The organism is Streptomyces sp. NPDC003023, from assembly GCF_042888225.1.
GTDB lineage: Bacteria > Actinomycetota > Actinomycetes > Streptomycetales > Streptomycetaceae > Streptomyces.
The window spans coordinates 245,509-268,968 of the sequence record NZ_JBIAPL010000001.1; the positions used below are offsets into that span (position 1 = coordinate 245,509).

Here is a 23,460-nt window from a genome sequence, read left to right on the forward strand (position 1 = left end):
CGGGGACACCCGGTGGTGGGAGCTGTGTTCGAGCCCGCACCGCTTCCACGGCGCACGGCGCACGGCGCACGGCGTCACGGAAGCGTTCGGCGAGATTCGGCGAAACATGCCGCGCCACCGCTGTGACCTGCGGATCCACAAGCCGGTTCGGTGACCTTCGGTGGCGCGCCGGGCCGCCGGAGCACGCCGACAGGCTGAGACCACCCACACATCAGGGAGGTACGCCTTGGCCAGGAAGATCACACTGCGCGCCGCGGTCATCATGGCGGTGTCCACCGCAGCCGGATCGGTCGCGGGCCCCGTCGCCGAAGCGGGCGCCGAGCTCATCGGTCAGCCGCTGCCCGGTATCGGGCCGCTCGTCACCGGGGCCGCCGTCCTGTGGTGCGCCGAGAAGTTGGACCGGGTCATCGCCGACGATCAGGAGCAGAGCTGACGTCGGCGTCCGCTTCGCCGGGCGGCGCGACAGCGCGCCGCCCGGCGGGGACCTGCCCGAGACGCGCCTCGAGCTCGGGGCGCGGTACCAGGCTGTACAGATGGTCACGCTCTCCCGGCGTCAGCACGGCCAGATCCTCGCCGGACACGGCGTCGAGTATCCCGCCGGCGTACCGGGTGCACCAGTCACGCAGCCCGGCCGCCAGCGCGACACGCAGGGCCCGCAGGGCCGTCGCCCGCGGCCCGGGTTGCGGCGGGTCGGTCCAGGAGCCGGTCAGGAAGAGGTCGAGCATCCGGAACCACGTCTCCTCCGCCGGACGCGGCGGACCCGCCTCCGGGGAGACCCCGGCCGGCCCCCCAGCCCTCTGCGGCGCCACGTCATGGGAGTAGTGCAACCCCACCCCCGCGAAGAACATGGCCGAATCGACCGCGGCGCGGGCCACATCCGCGCCCGCGCGATCGACCAGGCGCAGGGCACAGGCGGCGAGCGTGATCCGGGTGGCTTCCTCGAACTCGTCGGCGTCACCGCCCCATGCGGTCCTCAGTTTCTCCAGAACGCCGGTCACCATCTCGGCCGGAAGGTGCTCGCTGTCCTGCGAGAGCCGCCCCGCCAGCAGGGCGACGAAACGCTCACGGACCCCGGCGGGGACTGCCCTGAGCACGTTGAGACAGCTGTCGTACCGGGCATGCAGCACCGGGGCCGCGGCCGCGAGCGGCCGTGGCTCGGCGATCAGCAGGGACACGAGGGCGTGCGCGGCCGAGACACCGTCGGCCGTGACGAGGACGACGTCGACCAGCGCGGCGAGCTCCGCGAAGACGGGCAGCGCCGGTTCCAGGGCCAGTTCGGTGTCGGTGTCGTGCATCAGCCTGGCGCGCCGCAGGGCCGCGAGCGCCGGCCGGTCGTCCTTGTACACCGCGGCGGGACCGATTTTCGGGCTGTTCAGCGTCCAGTTCAGGGCGGGTGTCGTCGCCGGTCCCTCGTGCTGCCCGAGCCGCAGGGCGATGTCGCGCCGGTCGGGGCCCGGGACCTCCATGGGGCGGGCGGAGACCGCCAGGGTGAAGGCGTCCCACGCGGATGACGTGAACTGCGACTGCCACAGCGTCGCATGCGTGCGCCAGCTCTCCACGGGGTCCGCGGACTCGCCCACCAGCCGGGAGAAGGGGACGCTTTCGCCCTTCTCCATGGCCAGGGCGAGCAGCAGCAGATTGGCGCTGTAGTACGCATGGCGGCGGGTGACGGGAACCGGGTCGAGTCCGACGGTGCAGTCGAGCCGGTGTTCCGGAAGGCGTTCCCGCAGGGACTCGCGGAACAGCCGGTCCACGACCGCTGACGACGGCAGCAGCTCGCGCAGATCGTCCAGGATCTGCGCACGGTCGCTGAGCGGCGCGAACGACAGCAGTGCGAACAGCAGTGCGTCCCACTGGCCGTGGTCCGGGCAGTGGGCAACCGTCCGGGCCGTCTTCCGGGCGATCAGATACTCGCCGAAGGTGGCGTGCAGGAACTCGTACCACCTCCGGTCCGAGTCACCGAAGGTGGCCTTGGCCTCGTGGATGAAGAAGAACCGGCCGAACAGCAGACGCGCCTGCGGAGTCTCGGTGTCGGCGCCCGGAGCCCGGAGACGGGCGAGGTCGTGATCGGCCTCCTCGGCGGCGACGCCTTGGCGGCCGCGGTTGAAGATGGCGAAGGCGACCACCGACAGCAGGTCGAGCTCGTTCTCGACTCGTTCCTCCAGGATGGCGGGAGGCTGCCCCGCACCCTGCTTCTCGACCTCGCGGCGGACGAACAACCCCAGCAGCCGCTCGTACAGTTCGGCCCGGCTCATGGGCGTCCGCCGCCCTGTCACCGGCTCGTCGTCCCCGCTGCCCCGCCCCGCCAGGTCGACCGCGTGGTACATCGCCACCATCAGCAGCAGCAGGGGCTGAGCGGTGAGCTCCGGGTGCGCGTCGGTGACGTCCCTGTCGAGAGGGGAGATTCCCTGAGCGGCGAAATGGCCGCTGTTGGTGTCGTTCCAGGCGTCCGTCCACCGGTCGATGCGTTCGGAGTCGAAGGGCTCCAACCGGATGACGACACTGGAGACCGGGATCTGGGCCTGGTCCGCGACCACGGTCCGGCTGGTGACGATCGCGGCGACCGGCCTGCCGTTGTCCGCCGACATCCGCTGGAACGCGGCGATGTCGTGCAGGTAGTTCCCGTGGTTGCGGCCGCCGGCCTGGAGCAGTTCGTCGAATCCGTCGAAGATCAGGACAGGCAGCACGTCCGTCGACTGCGTCACGGTCGCCCAGTTCGTCTGGGTGAGGGTGGTGAGCCGCAGGGCCTGGTCGATCTGGCCGAGCACGTCCTCGTCGGCCTGCACGTTGCGCAGCTCGATCCGGATCGGAAGGTAGTCCGACGGCGGCAGACGGGCCGCCAGCAGGCGCGTCAGCAGGGACTTGCCGCCACCGGGGTCGCCCAGGATGAGCAGCGGCCGGTGGACGAGCGGAGATCCGGTGATGTGGCCGGCCAGAAAGCTCTGGATGTCTTCCCGCAGCGGCCTGCTCCGCCACCAGGACACCATGTGGGGCTTCGCGCCCGCCCCGTGGACGGCGGTGCGGAACGCAGGGTTGACGTACCCCTTGGAGAGCCGGGGCAGGTACGGTCCGGGCCCGGCGTGGCCCGTGTCGTCGCCGATGGGGGAGATCGGCCGCGCGAGTTCGCGCCGGTACAGCGTGGAGAGACGCCGGGGCCACGAGCCCGGGGCCGAAGGGCGGGCGAGAGCCCGCAGCAGGGTCTCCAGGCCGTCCAGGCCGTGCCGCTGCTCACGCAGTTCGCGGTAGAACTCCTCCAGCCGTGCGCGGGCGGCGCCGTCCGGAACCGCTGCCAGCAGCCGCGCCGCGTCCGGCCCGTCCTGCATGCTCACCCAGATGAACACCTCGGGGCACGCGGCTGCCAGTGCCGCGAGACGGGCCTCGTACAGCGACGTGGCCGCCTCGGCGGCGGCGCTGGTCGTGTTCCCGAGGTGGGGCTCGCCCCCGAGCACCTTGCAGTAGTGGGCGGTGACCCGGTCACGGTGGTCCTGGTACGGGACATCGGCGACCGGCATCGGGGCGGACGCCACGCGTTCGTCGTCGAGCAGGTCGTGCATGAGGAGCCCCATGTCCACGGCACTCATTCGCAGCATGGTGTCCAGGGCTTCGCTCAGCAGGATGCCCTGGGCCAGCAGGACCACATGTGCGGCGCGCAGCAGCTGCACCCGGTGACCGTGGCACGCCTGGCGCACCTGGTCGCCCAGCCCCTCGAGCAGGGCACCGGTGGCCTCCGCCGCCTCGTCCCTGAGGGCCGTCAGCTCGGCCTCGGAGCGGACGGTCCACTCCAGGAGCGACTGCGCCTCGGATCTCAGATGCCGGCGCGCTCCGGCGAGGATGTCCGTGGCGGCTTCCCAGCCGAGTTCGTTCCCGTACTCCGCTTCACCGTGCGAGAAGAACTCGCTCGCGTAGGCGTCGCCGCAGACCCGGCAACGAGCCGGTTCCGGCGGTTTCGGCGGGTCCGGCGGGTCCGGCTCGGGTAAGTCGGCAGCGGTCACGCGCTGTTCGGCGGGGGCGCGCGAGATCTCGCGGTCGAAGTCCTGCTCCAGCTCGGAGTGCCTGCGCCGCCAGTACGCCAGGTCCTCGGCCGGCTGCTGCCGCCCGGCCGGTCCGCGGACCGGCCGGGGCACCGCCTCGTGGCAGGCGGTGACGACCGCTCGGACGGTGTCCCAGTCCGGCGGGCTCTTGCGATGCCCGTTCAGCAGTGCGGACAGCGATGCCGGAGCCAGGCCCAACCGGCCGGCCAGCTCCGCCTGCGTGAGCGGGCTTCCGCCGACCATCTCCTTGAGCCGTGCGCAGAATGCCTCGATCAGATGCTCACCGGCCAACTGCCCCCCGCCTTCCCGTTCCCGCCGTCGCCGGCTTCCTCGCAACCGGATCCTACGAGGGCGCGGGGCGGTGGACGGGCGCTTCGCACGTTCCGGGACGTGCGCGCCCGGCCCTGCCCTCCGTACGACCGGGCGGCGATCGCCGTACGGGCGGGCACTCCACCCGCCGGGGACGCGGCCCGTGCCCGTGCCTGGCACATGCACGGCGCCAGGCGCTCCGGCCGGGAAAACCGGTGTCAAAGGCGCGGCGCATCCTTCTACACTCGGCTCGCGCGGTGCGAACGGCACCGCAGCACGTTCCGATCAGCGAGGGGAGCCCGGCCATGCGTTTGCGCACTGTCGTCGATGCTCCCCGGTCACGCTACGACGTGATTCCGGTGTCTTCGTCCACCCGGTGCCGGCTGCGCGGCCGTCATCGGAAGCCCGTGACGAACACCTGATCCTCACCTGCCTGTTCGCCTGCCCGCCTGCCGGGTGACCGACGAGTCGCCTGCCGGGTGACCGACGCGTCGCCGGCCGGTGCCGTCCCGACGTGACCATGCCGCGTCGGGGGCCGGACAGGTCACGAACACAGGCCGTTCTTCCGGGAATTGCGCTGCCCCGCTTCACCACACCCTTGAAAGGCTCCGGGCCGTGCGCACCAACGACGTCCGACTCCGTTCCACCAGTCCGCTCACCCGCGTCCGCAACCTGGGCATCCTCGCCCACGTAGACGCCGGCAAGACCACCGTCACCGAGCGGTTCCTGTACCTCACCGGTACCACCCACAAGCGCGGTGAGGTCCATGACGGCACTACCGTCACCGACTTCGACCCGCAGGAGCGCGATCGTGGCATCACCATCTTCGCCGCGGCGGTGAGCTGTGTCTGGGAAGACCACCGGATCAACCTGATCGACACACCCGGCCACGTCGACTTCTCCGACGAGGTGGAGCGTTCGCTGCGCGTGCTCGACGGCGCGATCGCGGTGTTCGACGCCGTCGCGGGAGTCGAACCGCAGAGCGAGGCGGTGTGGCGGCAGGCCGACCGGCACGCTGTGCCCCGGATCGCGTTCGTCAACAAGCTGGACCGTGACGGAGCGGATCTCGACACCGCGGTCCACTCGATCAGGGAACGCCTGAGCACGGTGCCGCTGGTCGTCCAACTGCCCATCGGGCAGGAGGACGGGTTCACCGGTGTGGTGGACCTGATCCGTATGCGGTCCCTGGTCTGGCGGGCCGGGCACGACACGTACGAGGAGGGCCCGGTTCCTGACGGACTGCGCGAGGAGGCCGCTCGACGCCGTCGCCTGCTCGAGGAGACGGTGGCCGAACTCCACCCGGCCGCGCTGGAGGAGTTCTGCGAGCACTCGGCGCTCTCCGCGCGGACCCTGTCCGACGCGCTGCGGGACCTCACCCGCAGCGGTGAGGGCGTGGTGGTGCTGTGCGGCTCCGCGTACCGCGACTGCGGTGTCGAGCCGCTGCTCGAGGCCGCCGTGGCGTACCTGCCCTCACCGCTCGACGTGCCGCCGGTACGCGGTACCCGCGACGGGGCCGAACAGGAGAGGGCGGCCGACCCGGCCGCACCGTTCGCCGGCCTGGTGTTCAAGGTGAACTCCACCGCCACCGGGCGGCTGACGTATCTGCGTGTGTATTCGGGAACGATCCGGAAGGGGGACGCCGTGCTCGACGTGGGCGCACAGCGAACGGAGCGCATCGGCCGGATCCTGCGCGTACAGGCCGACCGCCACGCGGAGACGGACCTGGCCGTGGCCGGGGACATCGTCGCCGTGGTGGGGCTGAAGGCCGCCCGTTCCGGTGCCACCCTGTCGGCGCCGGCCGCGCCGCTGCTCCTCGAACCACCCACCGCGGCCGCCCCGGTCGTCACCGTGGCGGTCGAGGCGCGCAGCCGGCCCGACACCGACCGGCTGGCGACGGCGCTGGCACGGCTGGTCGAGGAGGACCCGTCGCTCGCGGTCCGAACGGACCCCGAGACCGGGCAGACGGTGCTGTCCGGCATGGGCGAACTGCACCTGGAGGTCGCGGTGGAGAAGATCCGCCGCGCCCACGGGCTGGAGGTCGGCGTCGGACGCCCGCAGGTCTCGTACCGCGAGACCGTCGCCCGCGGCGTGTCCGGATTCGTGTACCGGCACGTCAAACAGGACGGTGGCGCGGGCCAGTTCGCGCACGTCGTCCTCGACGTGGAGCCGCTGGGGCGTACGGAGGGCTTCGAGTTCTCGTCCACCGTGACCGGTGGGCGGGTGCCGCAGGAGTACGTCCGTGCGGTGGAGGCCGGCTGCCGGGACGCCCTGGCCGAGGGCCCGCTCGGTGGCCATGCGGTGACCGGTCTGCGGGTGACGCTGACCGACGGGGCCACGCACTCCAAGGACTCCTCGGAGATGGCGTTCCGGACGGCGGGCCGGCTCGGCCTGCGTGAGGCACTGCGCGCCGGGGCGATGGCGTTGCTGGAACCGGTGGTCGAGGTGACGGTCACCGTGCCCGACGACGCCGTGGGCGTGGTGCTCGGCGACCTCGCGGCACGGCGCGGCCGGGTCACCGACCAGGCCGCGCGCACCGGTACGGCGCTGGTCACGGCGACCGTACCGCTGGCCGAACTGTTCGGTTACGCGTCGCGTCTGCGCAGCCGCACCCAGGGCCGGGGCACCTTCACCACCCGGCCCGCCGGGTACGCGACGGCCCCGGCGTCGGTGACCGGCGGTGTGCTGTCGTCGTAGGCGCCGGCCCGACGGGGTCCTGCCGGGAAGTTCCCGGCAGGACCTCCGGAACGTGCTCTGCTCACCGTCTCCCGGCCGCGTCCTCAGCCGATGCGCCGATCCGCACCGGAAGGCCGGCGTACCCGGGCCGCCCGGACAGGGCCGTGTGGGGAGCGGGACCTGTCTCCGTGCTCGTTCCGCGCACCGGCTCCCCGGCGAAGGCGATGCGGTCGTCGCGGGACGGCGTACCGGGTCGGGAGGTGCCGTGGCTGCGACCACCGCCCGACCCGGAGTTCTCAGTGCCGCGCCACGGCCGCCACTGCTTCCGCGTGTTCGTGTCCGTGTCCGACTTCGTGCTCGCAGGCGTCGTCGATGCCGTAGGTGTCCCACGCCGGGAACGGATCGACGGCGGGCACGCCTTCCTCGTCCGTCATGACGCAGCGCCCCAGTGCCTCCTGGAGCGCGGTGGCGCGCAGTCCGGTGCCGATGAAGACCAGTTCCTGCCCCTGGGTGGTGTCCTTGCCGCGGGCACCGGAGGGTTCGAACCGCGCGACGGAGCCGGCCTGTGACCACAGGCCGGTCACGAGCGGTCGGGTGGCGAGCCAGAAGAAGCCCTTGGAGCGGAGTACCTGCCCGAAGCGGCCGCTGTCCAGGTCCTGGGTGACGAAGTCCCACAACCGACCCGGATGGAAGGGACGCTCGGAGCGGAAGACCGTGCTGGAGATTCCGTACTCCTCGGTCTCCGGTACGTGGTCTCCGTTCAGCTCCATCACCCAGCCGGGTGCCTGCTGGGCCCGCTCCAGGTCGAACAGCCCGGTGCCGAGCACCTCGCCGAGTTCGACGCGTCCCAGTGTGGCCGGGACGATTCGGGCGGCCGGGTTGAGACGGGCCAGAGCGGCGCGAAGGCGGTCGGCGGACGGCGGATCCACCAGGTCGAGCTTGTTGAGCACGATGACGTCCGCGAACTCGATCTGGTCCATCAGCAGATCGCTGACCGTGCGCTCGTCCTCCTCGTACTGGTCGAGCCCCCGATCCGCGAGACCGTCGCCGGCGGTGAGCTCGGGCAGGAAGTTCGCGGCGTCGACGACCGTGACCATGGTGTCGAGCCGCGCCAGGTCGCCGAGGGTGGCGCCGTCGTCGCGGGGGAACGCGAACGTCGCCGCGACGGGCATGGGTTCGGAGATCCCGCTGGACTCGATCAGGAGGTGGTCGAAGCGGCCTTCGCGGGCCAGCCGGTCGACCTCCTCGAGCAGGTCGTCCCGCAGGGTGCAGCAGATGCACCCGTTGGTCATCTCGACCAGCCGTTCCTCGGTCCGCGACAGGGCCGCCTCGCCGCCACGCACGAGCGCCGCGTCGATATTGACCTCGCTCATGTCGTTGACGATCACGGCCACTCGCAGGCCCTCGCGATTGCCGAGGACATGGTTGAGGAGAGTGGTCTTGCCTGCTCCGAGGAATCCGGACAGAACGGTCACCGGGAGCCGGGTGTCGGTCATGGCACTCAGTCCTCGGCCCTCAGCCCTCGGGGCGCAGCAGCCCGCGCTCGTACGCCTTGGCCAGCCGCTGCGGCACGAGATACGCGACACCGTCGACGGTGACGGGCACCAGTTGGGGCGTGCTCGCCTTCCACTGGGCGCGGCGGTGGCGGGTGTTGCTGCGGGACATCTTCCGCTTGGGAACGGCCATGGAGCGTCTCTTCCGTGCGTGGGGTGGATGGCCGGGACGTTACATGAAAATGGATCCCATTATCAAACTGCAGTGCCCCGGCCCTGGTCCGCCGTGCCGGCTCGGGTGTGCGTCCATGCGTGTGGCCTGGGCTGTTCGCAATCGTTTTCTCGTCATGAATCTTTTCGAAGGCTTGGCTGGGTGGTGCTTCAGGCTTCAATTGGTGGTGATATGCGCCTGATCCAGGCTGGATTCGGCCGCTTTGCTGTAACGGTTGACGTGACCCTGCCGCACTTGTAGCGTCCCGCCTGAAATCGATTTCCGGACGTTGGATCGACCCACCGGGGAGCCGCCATGCGCAGAGACGCCTTGCACAGAGCCGCCCGACCACCCAGACCGCTGAGCACCGCAGGCCGTGCCATGGCCACCGCGTTCCTGGTCATGTGCACCGCGCTGACCGCCGTGCCGCAGAGCACGGCCGCCACAGGGGCCGCCACCGCGCCGGCCGCGTCAGCCGCCGCCGCGGCCGCCGGCTCCCCGCCCCCGAGCGACTTCTTCGCCACGGTCGACGTGGCACCCGCCGCCTCCGTGGGCGCCCCGGCGATCGGCGACAACAAGAACCACGGCGACCTCTGGCCCAACTGCTGGGCCGACGACGACAACGTCTACACCGCCTACGGTGACGGCGTCGGATTCGGCAGCGACGGCAGCGACATCGGCGTCGCGAAGATCTCCGGTATGCCGGGCGGACTCAGCGGCACCCAGCTCGCCACGGACGTCAGCCAGGTCTGGACCGCCGACCACAACCGCAAGCCCACCGGCATGGCCTGTGTCGACGGGGCCCTCTACCTCGCCGTCCAGGACCTGGCGACCGATTTCAACGACGCGCCCGCCGCGACCATCGCCAAGTCCACGGACAAGGGCCGCACCTGGACCTGGGACCGCACCCGGCCGATGTTCGGCGGCGGGGTCTTCACCACGGTGATGTTCCTGGACTACGGCAAGGACTACGCCAACGCCCCCGACGACTACGTCTACGCGTACGGCCTCGACCACAACTGGCGGGACTCCTTCGACGGCACCGTGCCCGACCCCGTCGACCTCCATCTCGCGCGCGTCCACAAGAACTCCGTGATGGACGAGAACGCCTGGCAGTACGCCGCCGGCCTCGACGTCTCCGGGAACCCGGTCTGGTCGTCGGACATCAGCAGGCGCCGGCCCGTCCTCCACGACGACCGCCGCGTCTACCAGGACGTCTTCACCGCGAACCGGGTGCGCGACACCACCGTCCTCGGCCAGGGCGGCATCGTCTACAACAAACCACTGAACCGCTACGTCTACACCTCGTGGACCGAGTACACCTTCGAGTTCTACGAGGCGCCCAGCCCCTGGGGTCCCTGGAAGCACTTCGCCACCAAGGACTTCGGCGGCTACCCGTGGACGCACACCAAGCACGGCGGCTACGCGACCACCATCCCGTCGAAGTACATCAGCGCCGACGGCAAATCGATGTGGATGCAGTCCAACGTCTGCCCCTGCGGCGGCGGTTACCCGCACGGCGACCACTGGGCGTACACCTTCTCGCTCCGTCAGCTGCGGCTCGAACCGCGTCAGGACACCACGCCCGCCAACACCGCCGACCCCGCACGCAACCTCGGCCGCGAGCCGGGAACCGTCCCCGTCCAGCGGGCCACGCACTTCGGCAAGGACGCGTACTACAGCGACGGGAACAAGGTTCAGAACGAGGACGACTGGAACGACGAGCGCAAGAGCGCCAGCTGGTGGGGATACACCTGGCCGCGCCAGTACATGGTGAACAAGGTCGTCTACACGACCGGCGAGATGTTCGCCGACGGTGGCTGGTTCGCCGGTGACCTGCGGGTGCAGGTCCGGCGGGACAACCAGTGGGTCGACGTCTCCGGTCAGCGGACCGGCCCCGCCTATCCGTACGACAGCAGCGCCGGCACCCACCGCACGTACACCTTCTCGTTCGATCCCACGGCCGGCGACGGCGTACGCCTCATCGGCCGGCCCGGCGGTGCCAAGACGTTCACCTCCGTCGCGGAGCTGGAGGTCTACTACGGCGACGCCGGTGGCATGATGCTCGGCGGTTCCCCGACCGATGTGACCGGCGACGGCCTGGACGACATCGTCACCTTCACCCACGGCGCCGCCGCCGACGTGTACGCGGCCTCCTCGACCGGCGGCGCCTTCTCCGGCGGCGGCAAGTGGCACGACAACTTCGCGCTCACCGGTGAGACCCCGCTGACCGGCGACTTCAACGGTGACGACAAGGCCGACGCCGTCACCTTCACCCACGGCGCCGCCGCCGATGTCTACGTCGCGCCCTCCACCGGCACCACCTTCGGCGCCGGGCAGAAGTGGCACGACAACTTCGCACCCGGCCAGGAGGTGCCCGCCGTCGGCGACTTCGACGGTGACGGCCTGGACGACATCGTCACCTTCACCCAGGACGCCACGGCGGACGTCTACGTCGCACTGTCCTCGCGCACCGGCTTCGGCCCGGGCCTGAAGTGGCACGACCACTTCGCGCCGGCCGGGGAGTTCCCCGCCGTCGGCGACTTCGACGGCGACGGCCTGGACGACATCATCACCTTCACCAAGGGCGCCGAAGCCGCCGTCTACGTAGCCCTCTCCACCGGCGACGGCTTCGCGGAGGGCCGCAAGGTCCTCAGCGGCTTCGCGCCCGGCGCGCAACTGCCGCGCGTGGGCGACTTCGACGGCGACGGCCTGGACGACATCGCGAGTTTCACCGCCGACGCGGCCGGTGACGTGCGTGTCGCCCTCTCCGACGGAGCCACCTTCGCCGACAAGGGGGTGTGGCACGGCGCGATCTCCGGCGCCGGCGAGTACCCGTACATCGGGGACTACGACGGCGACGGCCTGGACGACGTCGTCTCCTTCTCCCACACGCCGGGCGCCGATGTGCACGTGGCGCTCTCCACCGGTACGGCCTTCGGCCTCCGGCAGAAGTGGAACGACTTCTTCGGCCTGCCCGGCGAGACCACCGTCTGACCCCGAAGCGGCATCCCGGGTGCGCACCGCGACGAGGTGCGCACCCCGGACCGCCGCGCCCTGAAAGTCCTCCCCGCCCGCCGTTTCCGAGAAGTCCGCACAAGGAGGAGACCGAGAAATGCGAAGACGACACACGTACCGCACGTACATGGGCTTAATCGGTGCCGTAGTGACAGCAGGTGCCGTACTGCTCCCCGCGCCGGCGGCCTCGGCAGCGGGCCCCCGCCCCGACTTCCGCGCACCCTGGCCGTGCGGACAGACCCGGGACTACTACCACCACTCCACCGAGGCCACGAACGCCCTGGACTTCAACATCCCGGGCTCCGGCGACCTCGGCACGCCGGCCCTCGCCTCGGCGTCGGGCACCGTCGTCGACGTGGTCCCCATGCCCAACAGCTCCGGATACGGCAACTACGTGCGCGTCGACCACGGCGGTGGCTGGACCAGCCTCGTGGCGCACCTCGACCGCATCACCGTCGCGAGGGGCCAGTACGTGCGCGCGGGCGACGAGTTGGGCAAGGTCGGATCCACCGGCGTGTCCTCGGGACCGCATCTCCACTACGAACAGGAGGCGGACGGGGCCAACAAGCCGATCGTCATCGACGGTGTGGCCCTCCGCTACAGCACCACGGCCGCCCGCCACACCAGCGGCAACTGCGGAGGCGCCGCACCGATGCTGGGTGGTTCTCCGACGGATTTCACGGGTGACGGGAAGGACGATGTCGTCGCGTTCACCCATGGTTCTGAGGCGGATGTGTATGTGGCCGCCTCGACGGGTGGCGGGTTCGGTGGTGCGGGTGTGTGGCACGACTTCTTCGCGCCGGGTGGTGAGACGCCGCTCAGTGGTGATTTCAACGGTGACGGCAAGGACGATGTCGTGACGTTCACCGGTGATCCGGAGGCGGACGTGTATGTCGCGCTGTCGAATGGTGTGGACGGTTTCGGTGCTGCTTCGGTGTGGCATTCGCATTTCGCGCCGGGTGGTGAGACTCCGGCGGTCGGGGATGTGAACGGTGACGGTTTCGACGACATCGTGACGTTCACTCAGAATGCCGAGGCGGACGTCTATGTCGCGCTGTCGAATGGTGTGGACGGTTTCGGTGCGGCGGAGGTCTGGCACGATTTCTTCGCTCCGGCGGGGGAGTTCCCGGCGTTGGGTGATGTGGACGGTGACGGGGCGGATGATCTGATCACGTTCACGCAGGGTTCGAGTGCGGATGTGTATGTGGCGTTCTCGGACCGGGTGGATGGTTTCGGCCCGGGGCAGTTGGTGCACGAGCATTTCGCTCCTGGTGGGGAGCAGCCGCGGGTGGGTGATGTGAACGGTGACGAGAAGGACGACATCGTGGCGTTCACGCAGGGTGCCGAGGCGGATGTGTTCGTGGCGCTGTCGGACGGTGCCCGGTTCGGGACGGGTCAGAAGTGGAACGAGTTCTTCTCGCCGGCGGGTGAGTTCCCGTACGTGGGTGACTACGACGGTGACGGTATCGACGACATCGTGACCTTCACCCGTACCGCGGAGGCCGATGTCTATGTCGCGCTGTCCGACGGGATGAGCGGCTTCACCCGGGGCGGCAAATGGCACGACTTCTTCGGCCTGCCCGGCGAAACCACCCTCTGACACCCACTCAGAGATTCACGGCAAGAACGACACTGAAAGGGCACAGCCATGTCCAGATCCAGACGCCTCCGTTCCGCTCTGGCCCGCCGCCTCACCGGCCTGACGGCAGCCGCGCTGCTCACAGCCGCCGGTGCGGCCCCCGCGCACGCGGCCGATCCACCGCCCCGGCCCCAGAAGCATCAGGCCAACGCCGAAATACTCAACACGGACTGCGATGTGCCGGCCACCCACGACCCGAACGTCACCGTGGTCGTCCACCGCGTCGCGCGCGCCCATCACGCCAACGCCAAGGTGATGCTCGCCGCCTTCGAGGCCGGCTGGGTCGAGTCCCACATGAACAACCTTCCCTGCGGTGACAAGGACTCCATCGGAGTCTTCCAGCAGCGGCCCAGCTACGGCTGGGGCACCGTCGAGCAGATCATGGACCCCTGGTACGCGGCGACGCAGTTCGTCACCCGCGCCATCGAAAGCGATCGCGCGAACCCCGGCTACACGGCGGGCCAACTCGCCCAGAGCGTCCAGCGGTCCGGGTACCCCGAACGCTACGACGTCGAGGAGCCCAAGGCCCGTGCGCTGCTCGCCGAGGCGGAGCGCATGTCGGTGCTCTCCGGCGGCGGCCCCACCGACTTCACCGGGGACAGCAAGGACGACATCGTCACCTTCACCCGCACCCGTGAGGCCGACACCTATGTCGCCCCCTCGACGGGCGCCGGCTTCGGCGGGGCGGGAGTCTGGCACGACTTCTTCGCTCCCGGTGGTGAGACACCGCTGAGCGGTGATTTCAACGGTGACACCAAGGACGACATCGTCACCTTCGCCCACGGCCCCGAGGCGGACGTGTACGTCGCGCTCTCCAACGGCTCCGGCTTCGGCCCCGCGACCGTCTGGCACGACTTCTTCTCACCCCGCCACGAGACTCCGGCGGTCGGGGATGTGAACGGTGACGGTTTCGACGACATCGTGACGTTCACGCATGACGCGGAGGCAGATGTGTATGTCGCCTTGTCGAATGGTATGGACGGCTTCGGTGCCGGTCAGAAGTGGAATGAGCATTTCGCTCCGGCGGGGGAGTTCCCGGCGTTGGGTGATGTGGACGGTGACGGGGCGGATGACCTGATCACGTTCACGCAGGGTTCGAGCGCGGATGTGTATGTGGCGTTCTCGGACCGGGTGGATGGTTTCGGCCCGGGGCAGTTGGTGCACGAGCACTTCGCTCCCGGTGCGGAGCAGCCGCGGGTGGGTGATGTGAACGGTGACGAGAAGGACGACATCGTGGCGTTCACCCAGGGTGCCGAGGCGGATGTGTTCGTGGCGCTGTCGGACGGTGCCCGGTTCGGGACGGGTCAGAAGTGGAACGAGTTCTTCTCGCCGGCGGGTGAGTTCCCGTACGTGGGTGACTACGACGGTGACGGCATCGACGACATCGTGACCTTCACCCGCACCGCGGAAGCCGATGTCTATGTCGCGCTGTCCGACGGGATGAGCGGCTTCACCCGGGGCGGCAAATGGCACGACCACTTCGGCCTGCCCGGCGAAGTAACTCTCTGAACCGCCGACCACCCACACCGTTTCGAATCCAGGGAGAAGTCATGTCTCCGTACGGACACACACGCAGACGCCACAGGGCACGGTCGGCCGTACTGGCGGCCGCACTCGTGGCCTCCGCGCTCGCGCTGACCGGCCAGGCCCGTGCCGCCGACACCGAACAAGCCGGCCGGCAGTCGCCGAACGGCGGATCCGCCATGCATTCCGCCTTCGCCGCGGCTGCCGAGGAGTTCGACGTCCCGCGCGATCTCCTCGTCGCCGTCGGCTACGGCGAGACCCACCTCGACGGCCATGCCGGCAAGCCCAGCTTCGCAGGCGGCTACGGAGTGATGCACCTGGTCAGCAACCCCGAGCACCGGACGCTGGAGCAGGCGGCCGAACTGACCGGTCTGTCCGCCGCCGAGCTCAAACGCGGCACGGCGGCCAACATCCGCGGCGGTGCCGCCGTCCTGCGCGCCTACGCCGACGGTCTCGGTCTCGACGCCGCCGAGCGGGACGACATCGACGAGTGGTACCCGGCCGTCGCCGAATACGGCGGCTCCGGCCAGGCGCCCACGGCCCGGCTCTACACCGACACCGTCTACGGCTTCCTCGCCCAGGGCATCGGCCGGCAGGTCCCGGGCGGCGAACGGATCACCGTGAAGCCGCGCCAGGTCGACCCGGAACGCGGCGCGTACGAGGACGTACGACCGCTCGGGGCATCGACCGGTGACGGGGCCGACGCGGAGGCCGGCATCCAGAGCACGGACTACGGGCCCGCGCACTGGGTTCCCGCGCACCCGAACAACTACGAGCCCGGCCGGGCGGCGCGGATCGACAAGGTCGTCGTCCACGTCACGCAGGGCTCGTACGCGGGCGCCATCAGCTGGTTCCAGAACGGGACGTCCGAGGCCAGTTCGCACTATGTGATCAGGTCGTCCGACGGCGACGTCACCCAGATGGTGCGCGACGTCGACACCGCCTACCACGCACGGAGCGCGAACGCCTCGTCGATCGGCATCGAGCACGAGGGATGGGTCACCGACCCGTCCTGGTTCACCGACGCCATGTACCGCTCGTCCGCGGCACTCACCCGCCACCTCTGCGACCGGCACGGCATCCCCAAGACCCGGGCGAACATCCTCGGCCACAACGAGCTGGCCGGAAACGACCACACCGACCCGGGGCCCCACTGGAACTGGGACTACTACATGCAGCTGGTCACCAGCGGCAGTGCCAAGAAGCTGGGTGGTTCTCCGACGGACTTCACGGGTGACGGTAAGGACGATGTCGTCGCGTTCACCCATGGTTCTGAGGCGGATGTGTATGTGGCCGCCTCGACGGGTGGCGGGTTCGGTGGTGCGGGTGTGTGGCACGACTTCTTCGCGCCGGGTGGTGAGACGCCGCTCAGTGGTGATTTCAACGGTGACGGCAAGGACGATGTCGTGACGTTCACCGGTGATCCGGAGGCGGACGTATATGTCGCGCTGTCGAACGGTGTGGACGGTTTCGGTGCTGCTTCGGTGTGGCATTCGCATTTCGCGCCGGGTGGTGAGACTCCGGCGGTCGGGGATGTGAACGGTGACGGTTTCGACGACATCGTGACGTTCACTCAGAATGCCGAGGCGGACGTCTATGTCGCACTGTCGAATGGTGTGGACGGTTTCGGCGCGGCGGAGGTCTGGCACGATTTCTTCGCTCCGGCGGGGGAGTTCCCGGCGTTGGGTGATGTGGACGGTGACGGGGCGGATGATCTGATCACGTTCACGCAGGGTTCGAGTGCGGATGTGTATGTGGCGTTCTCGGACCGGGTGGATGGTTTCGGCCCGGGGCAGTTGGTGCACGAGCATTTCGCTCCGGGTGGGGAGCAGCCGCGGGTGGGTGATGTGAACGGTGACGAGAAGGACGACATCGTGGCGTTCACCCAGGGTGCCGAGGCGGATGTGTTCGTGGCGCTGTCGGACGGTGCCCGGTTCGGGACGGGTCAGAAGTGGAACGAGTTCTTCTCGCCGGCGGGTGAGTTCCCGTACGTGGGTGACTACGACGGCGACGGCATCGACGACATCGTGACCTTCACCCGTACCGCGGAAGCCGATGTCTATGTCGCGCTGTCCGACGGGATGAGCGGCTTCACCCGGGGCGGCAAATGGCATGACTTCTTCGGCCTGCCCGGCGAAACCACCCTCTGACATCTCCGGAATCCATCGAATCACGCAAGAGGAAAGGAGTACGCGGTGAAACGAAGTTCCCGGAAGCTGCTCCCGGCCGCTCTGTCCCTGGTCTCGCTCGTCGTCGCCTCCCTGTTCGCCGGCACCGCCACCGCCGTGGCGCGCCCCGACCACGACCCCGCTCACGGCAAGACGCCGCACACAGCGGCCGCCACCGGGGCGAACGCCGCGACGGCCGAGGCTGCCGCGGCGGCCGGCGTGCTGTCGCGTGCCGAGCGGGTCGCCAAGGTCACCGGCCCCGGATCCACCAGCGCCACCGACACCCGCTGGCAGGTCAAGGCCACCGATCTCGGCATCATGTGGGACAACGGCTCCGGCGAGATCCTGACGGCGTTCGGCGACACGTACGGCAACGGCTGGACCGGCCCGGGCGCCGCGGTCGGCGACCAGGCCACCATCGACTGGCGCTGCAACGTGCTCGGCCGCAGCGGCGACCGCAACCTCGCCGACGGCATGAGCCTGTCCAGCATGCCGAGCGACCGCGCGAATCACGCGAAGCAGCTGCTGCCCTGCAAGCGCGTCAACTTCGACGAGCTGACCACGATCCCCACGGCCGGGATATCCGTGGGCGGTCGGCAGTACATGCACTACATGTCCGTGAACCACTGGGGCCGGCCCGGCGAGTGGTTCACCAACTACTCAGGGATCGCCTGGTCCGACGACAACGGAGAGAACTGGGTCAGGGACGCCGACGCCCGCTGGCAGAACACGCCCGCCTGGGACAACAAGTTCCAGATGGCGGCCATGGTCCGGCACGGCGGCCATGTGTACATGTACGGCACGCCCAACGGCCGGTTCGGCGATGTGCGTCTCGCTCGCGTACCCGAGGGCCGGCTGCTGGAGCCCGGTGAGTACCGCTACTGGAACGGCACCTCCTGGGGCACCGACCAGAACGCCGCGGCCGTCGTCGCCGGGGCACCGGTCAGCGAGGTGTCGGTGCAGTACAGCAGGTACCTCGGCAAGTTCGTGATGATGTACCTGGACGAGCCCATGGCGTCCGTCGTGATGCGCACATCGCCCACGCCCACAGGTCCGTGGAGCGGCAAGCAGGTGGTGGCCGCCGGAGCGGACTTCCCCAAACTGTACGGGGCGTTCATCCACCCCTGGTCGGCCGACTCCAACAGCCCGTACCTCTACTTCACGATGTCGCAGTGGGATCCGTACAACGTCTATCTGATGCGGGTCCGGCTCACCGGCGGCGGCGTCCTCGGCGGCTCCCCTGCCGACTTCGACGCCGACGGCCGGGACGACATCGTCACGTTCACCCAGGACGACTCGGCCGACGTCTACGCCGCCAAGTCCACCGGCGACGGCTTCTCCGGCCGGTCGGTGAAGTGGAACGACCACTTCGCGCCCGCCGGGGAGACCCCGCTGACCGGCGACTTCACCGGCGACGGCCGGGACGACATCGTCACCTTCACCCACGGAACCCAGGCGGACGTGTACGTCTCGCCGTCCGACGGCAACACCTTCGGCACCGGGCGGCGATGGCACGACCACTTCGCACCGGGCCGCGAGGTACCCGCCGTCGGCGACTTCGACGGTGACGACAAGGACGACATCGTGACCTTCACGCACGACGACGCGGCGGACGTGTACGTCGCGCTGTCGGACGGCGGCTCGTTCGGCGCCGGGCAGAAGTGGCACGACGACTTCGCGTCCTGGGGCAGCTTCCCGGCGGTCGGCGACGTCGACGGCGACGGCAGGGACGATCTGATCTCCTTCACCCAGGGCACCGAGGCCGATGTGTACGTGGCCTTCAACGAGGGCGGCCGGTTCGGCGCCCCGCGCAAGGTGCACGACCACTTCGCCCCCGAGGGCGAGCGCCCGCGCGTCGGGGACGTGGACGGCGACCGAAAGGACGACATCGTCACCTTCACCGGTGGTGAGGCGTCGGACGTCTACGTGGCGCTGTCCGACGGCGCCGTCTTCGGCGGCGGACAGAAGTGGAACGACTTCTTCGCTCCGGACGGCGAGTTCCCGTACGTGGGCGACTACAACGGCGACGACAAGGCGGACATCGTCACCTTCACCCACAACACCGAGGCGGATGTGTACGTCGCGGTCTCCGACGGCACCTCCGGCTTCGTCGACGGCCGCAAGTGGCACGAGTACTTCGGCCTGGCCGGCGAGACCAGCCTCTGACGGCAGAGCCACTCGCGCCGCCCGCCCCTTCTCCCCGACCGGCCCGGTCGCCCGCGGCCCCGTTCCCCTACGGACGGACCGCGGCGGCCGGGCCCTTTCACGCCACCCGGCACCCGCACATCACACGAAAGGCAGAACCATGAGTCCACCCCGCCCCGCCCCGGCGCTCACCGTCGCGCTGGTCACCGTCCTGCTGCTGGGTCTGCTCAGCGGCATCACCGGCGTCGCGCCACACGCCGCCGCGGCACCGGCGGCGGAAACCGCGGAAACCACGGAAACCACGGAAACCGCGGAAACCGCGGAATCCGCCGGCAAAGGGCCCGTCGGCTGGGACACCTTCCGGCAGCTCGACCGGCTGCCCTATCTGAACCCCGGCACCCGCACCCGGCAGTTCTCCAGCTTCGACCGGGCGGGCGGCAACACCGACGACGGCTTCACCGGCCGCTACTCCTGCCTGCGCACCGACACCCACGGATGCCTGCTGGCCGAGGACTCCGGGCCCGGCGAGGTCGCCTCGATCTGGTTCACCCGCGACGAGGGCGATGTCTCCGCCACCGGGAACATCCGCATCGAGCTCGACGGCCTGGTCGTCGTCGACATGCCGCTCCAGCGACTGGTGGAGGGCGCGAAGGGCGCCCCCTTCGTGTATCCGCTGGTCGCCGACGCGAACCAGACCTCCGGCGGCGTGTACATCAAGGTCCCCATGCCCTACCGGGAGTCCATGAGGATCCATGTGGATCACAACCCGTTCTTCCACCACGTCACCTACCGCCACTTCGCCGACGCCGAGGGCGTGCGCACCTTCGACCCCGCCGACCGCGCCACCGACGTCGTCGACCTGCTGAGGGCGTCCGGCACCCGCGACCCCAAGCCCGCCCGGCCGGGCGCCACCACCGTCCGCAAGACGGTCGCTCCGGCCGCCGGGCAGAGCGCCGAACTCGCCGCGCTCACCGGCCCGGGCGCCATATCCGCGGTGCGCCTGCGGCTCCCGGACGCGTACGACACCGACGCCGATCTGGCCGGACTGCGGCTGCGCATGTCGTTCGACGGGCGGCAGACCGTCGACGCGCCGGTCGGCGAGTTCTTCGGCTCGGGCCTCGGGGAGAGCCCCGTACGGTCACTGATGTTCGCGATGGACACCGCGGCGGGCGGCTGGTACACGAGCTGGTGGCCCATGCCGTACGCGGACGGGGCGACCGTGAGCCTCGTCAACGCCACCGGACGGGCGGTGACCGGCGTGGAGGCCGAGATCACCGCGGCACCGGACACCCGGTGGATCGAGGCGCTCGGCAGCGGCGCCGCGGCCTGGTTCGCCACCGAGTCGCACCGCGGCGAGACCGTGCCCGACGACGACTGGCTGTTCGCCGACCGCACCGGGCGCGGCAAGTTCGCCGGAGTCACGCACACGATGGAGGGCCACATCGCGGGCGGCAACCGCCGTCAGTACCTGGAGGGCGACGAGCGGGTCCACGTCGACGGCGCCCCCACCCCCGACATCCACGGCAGCGGCGCCGAGGACTTCTACGAGGCCGGCTGGTACTTCAACCGCGGCACGTTCAGCAACCCGATGAACGGCAACACCGCTCACGAGCTGGAGAGCGGCGGCTGCGCCGACGAGTGCGACGCCGCGTACCGGCTGATGCTGTCCGACGCCGTCGACTACTCGACAGCCCTGCGCTTCGGCATCGAGCACGGCTTCCAGAACGACGCTCCCGCACGCTACGGCTCGACCGCGTACCTCTACGCCAGGCCGGACCTCGGCCTGCACCGCACCGCCGGCCTCGACACCGGCGACGCGGAGAGCCGCGCCGCACACGACTACCGCGAGGGCGCCGCCGCCGAGCAGTCCGAGCTGCTGGCGCACTACGAGGGCGACCAGGACGAGGAGTTGGTGCGCGGCACCGTACGCGCCACCTCGGGCCCGGTCTCCTTCAGCGTGCCCGTCGACCCCGGCAACTCGGGTGTCCTGCTGCGCCGCACCGCCGACCAGCGCCAAGGCGGTCAGGCGGCGCGGGTGACCGTCGACGGCGTGTACGCCGGCGTCTGGCGGCAACCGCTCGCCAACGAGACCCAGCGCTGGCTCTCCGACACCTTCTCCCTGCCCGCCGCCACCACCGCGGGCAAGGCCGCGGTGCGCGTCGAACTGACACCGTTCGCCGGCACACCGCGCTGGACCGCCGCCCGTTACACCGCCGACAGCATCGTGCCCGGCGGCCACCAGGACACGGCCGGACCGTCCGCGCAGCACGGCGCGGCACTTGTCGGAGGCGACGACCACGCCCACCACCTCAGCTGGCGGGAGCCGGCCGACGACACCGGGGTGCGCGAGTACCGGGTGTACGGATCGACCTCCCGTCCGGTGCCGGTCGCCGCGGAGAACCTCCTCGGTACGACACGGGTCCCCGCCTTCACCCACGGTCCGCTGCCGGCGGGGCAGGACTGGAACTACCGCGTCGTGGCCGTCGACATGGCGGGACGGACCTCCGGTACGGCGCCCGAGGCGACGGGCCGTACGGGCAGGCCGACCCGCAGCGACGTGAACGGCGACGACCGGGACGACGCGGTGGCCTTCACCCGGGGCGACGCGGCGGACGTCTTCGTCTCCCTTTCCGACGGCGGCCGCTTCGTGCAGAACGGCTGGCGCTGGCACGACTACTTCGCCACCGGCACGGAGTTCCCGCTGACCGGCGACTTCGACGGCGACGACAGGGAGGACGCCGTGACCTTCACCCGGGGCGACGCGGCGGACGTCTACGTGGCCCTGTCCGACGGCGGCGCCTTCACCACGACGGGCGCCCGCTGGCACGAGCACTTCGCGGTCGGCGGCGAGATCCCGGCGGTCGGCGACTTCGACGGCGACGGGCGTGACGACATCGCCACCTTCACCCGGGGCACCGACGCGGACGTGTACGTGGCGCTGTCGACCGGGTCGGGCTTCGCGGCGTCCCGCAAGTGGCACGACCGGTTCGCGCAGGGCGGCGAGATCCCGGCGGTCGGCGACTTCGACGGCGACGGTCGCGACGACATCGCCACCTTCACCCGCGGCGAGTCGGCCGAGGTGTACGTGGCGCTGTCCAGCGGCAGCGTCTTCCGCCAGGACGGCTGGCGCTGGCACGACGACTTCGCGGTCGGCGGCGAGATCCCGGCGGTCGGCGACTTCGACGGCGACGGACGCGACGACATCGTCGCCTTCACCGGCGGTGACGCCCGCGACGTCCACGTGTCGCTGTCCGACGGGCGGCGCTTCGTGCAGCGGGCGTGGAAGTGGCACGACGACTTCCTCGCCGGCACGCAGATCGCGGGCGTCGGCGACTTCGACGGCGACGGGCGGGCCGACGTGATCGCGTACAGCCGTGGTACCGAGGGCGGGGTCTACGTGGCGCGTTCCGAAGGCGGACGGTTCGGCGCAGTCGGGCTGTGGCACGACCACTTCGCCCTCGGCGAGGAGTGGCCGAGGCCCAGCCGGATCGAGCTGACGGACCCGGTCTGAGCCGAACTCGAGGGTGTGGGGAAGACCCCGGCGTCTTCCTCGCACCCGCGTCGCCAACGCCTGTGCCACGAAAGGAGTCTGACTGCCTCTCGGTATCACCGGTCGCCGGTGATGAGCCGAGCCGCGAGCAGGTGTGACGGTGACGCAGAATGTGCCGAGCGCCGGAACCGGCCGGCCCCGCGTGCTTCGAGGTGATCGGATGTCGGCGAGAGTTCGTACGGTGTGGTCGGCCGTCGGACTGACCCTGGCCATCGTGACGTCGACGTTGGCGGGGCTGTTCGCCCTGACCGCGTGGGCGTTCGGGCCCAGTCCCTGTGAGGACAGCGCGGCGAGGTCGAAGCAGGTCGCCTCCTCACGCCTCCTGGATCTGCCTCCGCCGGACGCCCGCCCCTCGCCGGGATGGGAGCACGCGGAGCCCGAGTGCCTGGACGACAGCGGCGAGGCATGGCTGGCCGTCACGCGGCGGTACGACTCCGAGAAGGGCCGGCAGGCGGTCCACGACCACTACCGCTCGGTGGCCGGGCGCGACGGCTGGACCCTCGAACACCCCGAGGACGTCGCACCCGGACACCACGACCCACTGGCCGACCTGTGCTTCGCCAAGGTGGTGGGCGACGGCCCGGTGCTCGTGCGTATCCACTTCGAGGCCCCCGGCTCGTTCTTCGTCAGCGCGGAGTCCGGTTTCGACGGCACACCGATGGGGTGCTGACCTCAGCGCGCCGCTCCGCCCCGCCCTGA

The 23,460-nt window shown here is 70.3% G+C and carries 12 protein-coding genes; 9 read left to right on the forward strand and 3 right to left on the reverse strand.

Features of this window, described 5'->3' with window-relative positions:
• The first annotated feature begins 226 nt into the window (after positions 1-226).
• Positions 227-433 (forward strand): hypothetical protein, encoded by a 207-nt coding sequence (locus tag ACFYV1_RS00895; RefSeq protein WP_389393186.1) that lies wholly within the window; start codon positions 227-229, stop codon positions 431-433.
• Here the strand turns inward: ACFYV1_RS00895 and ACFYV1_RS00900 are convergent.
• Entirely contained in the window at positions 405-4,322 is a 3,918-nt protein-coding gene (locus ACFYV1_RS00900) for a hypothetical protein (protein WP_389393187.1), read from the reverse strand. The two genes, ACFYV1_RS00895 and ACFYV1_RS00900, sit on opposite strands and share 29 nt — an antisense overlap.
• Positions 4,323-4,955: 633 nt before the next feature.
• On the opposite strand from ACFYV1_RS00900, the gene fusA reads away from it, so the two are divergent.
• Complete coding sequence (gene fusA / locus ACFYV1_RS00905) at positions 4,956-7,034, forward strand: elongation factor G (RefSeq protein ID WP_389393188.1); 2,079 nt, start codon at positions 4,956-4,958, stop codon at positions 7,032-7,034.
• A gap of 275 nt (positions 7,035-7,309) precedes the next feature.
• On the opposite strand, the gene ACFYV1_RS00910 is transcribed toward fusA, so the two are convergent.
• Together ACFYV1_RS00910 and rpmF are read right to left on the reverse strand one after the other, a co-directional pair.
• On the reverse strand, positions 7,310-8,509 hold the full coding sequence (locus ACFYV1_RS00910; protein WP_389393189.1) for a GTP-binding protein: 1,200 nt from the start codon (positions 8,507-8,509) through the stop codon (positions 7,310-7,312).
• A 19-nt stretch (positions 8,510-8,528) separates the two neighbouring features.
• Positions 8,529-8,699 carry a 50S ribosomal protein L32 gene (gene rpmF / locus ACFYV1_RS00915; RefSeq protein WP_389393190.1) on the reverse strand — a complete coding sequence of 57 codons (171 nt, stop codon included), beginning with the start codon at positions 8,697-8,699 and terminating at the stop codon, positions 8,529-8,531.
• A 399-nt stretch (positions 8,700-9,098) separates the two neighbouring features.
• Between rpmF and ACFYV1_RS00920 the strand changes: the two genes are divergently transcribed.
• From ACFYV1_RS00920 to ACFYV1_RS00950, 7 genes are all read left to right on the forward strand, one after another.
• A complete protein-coding gene (locus tag ACFYV1_RS00920; RefSeq protein ID WP_389393191.1) occupies positions 9,099-11,714 on the forward strand; it encodes an FG-GAP-like repeat-containing protein in 2,616 nt (871 codons plus the stop codon).
• Positions 11,715-11,862: 148 nt separating this feature from the next.
• A complete protein-coding gene (locus tag ACFYV1_RS00925) occupies positions 11,863-13,335 on the forward strand; it encodes a peptidoglycan DD-metalloendopeptidase family protein (protein WP_389394537.1) in 1,473 nt (490 codons plus the stop codon).
• Between the two features lie 48 nt (positions 13,336-13,383).
• Complete coding sequence (locus tag ACFYV1_RS00930) at positions 13,384-14,883, forward strand: FG-GAP repeat domain-containing protein (RefSeq protein ID WP_389393192.1); 1,500 nt, start codon at positions 13,384-13,386, stop codon at positions 14,881-14,883.
• 41 nt (positions 14,884-14,924) lie between these two features.
• Positions 14,925-17,048, forward strand: a complete 2,124-nt coding sequence (locus tag ACFYV1_RS00935) for an N-acetylmuramoyl-L-alanine amidase (RefSeq protein ID WP_389393193.1) — start codon at positions 14,925-14,927, stop codon at positions 17,046-17,048.
• 45 nt (positions 17,049-17,093) lie between these two features.
• Positions 17,094-19,232 carry a DUF4185 domain-containing protein gene (locus ACFYV1_RS00940; RefSeq protein WP_389393194.1) on the forward strand — a complete coding sequence of 713 codons (2,139 nt, stop codon included), beginning with the start codon at positions 17,094-17,096 and terminating at the stop codon, positions 19,230-19,232.
• 139 nt (positions 19,233-19,371) lie between these two features.
• A complete protein-coding gene (locus ACFYV1_RS00945) occupies positions 19,372-22,722 on the forward strand; it encodes a DUF2961 domain-containing protein (RefSeq protein WP_389393195.1) in 3,351 nt (1,116 codons plus the stop codon).
• A gap of 199 nt (positions 22,723-22,921) precedes the next feature.
• Positions 22,922-23,431, forward strand: a complete 510-nt coding sequence (locus tag ACFYV1_RS00950) for a hypothetical protein (RefSeq protein ID WP_389393196.1) — start codon at positions 22,922-22,924, stop codon at positions 23,429-23,431.
• Positions 23,432-23,460: the final 29 nt, after the last annotated feature.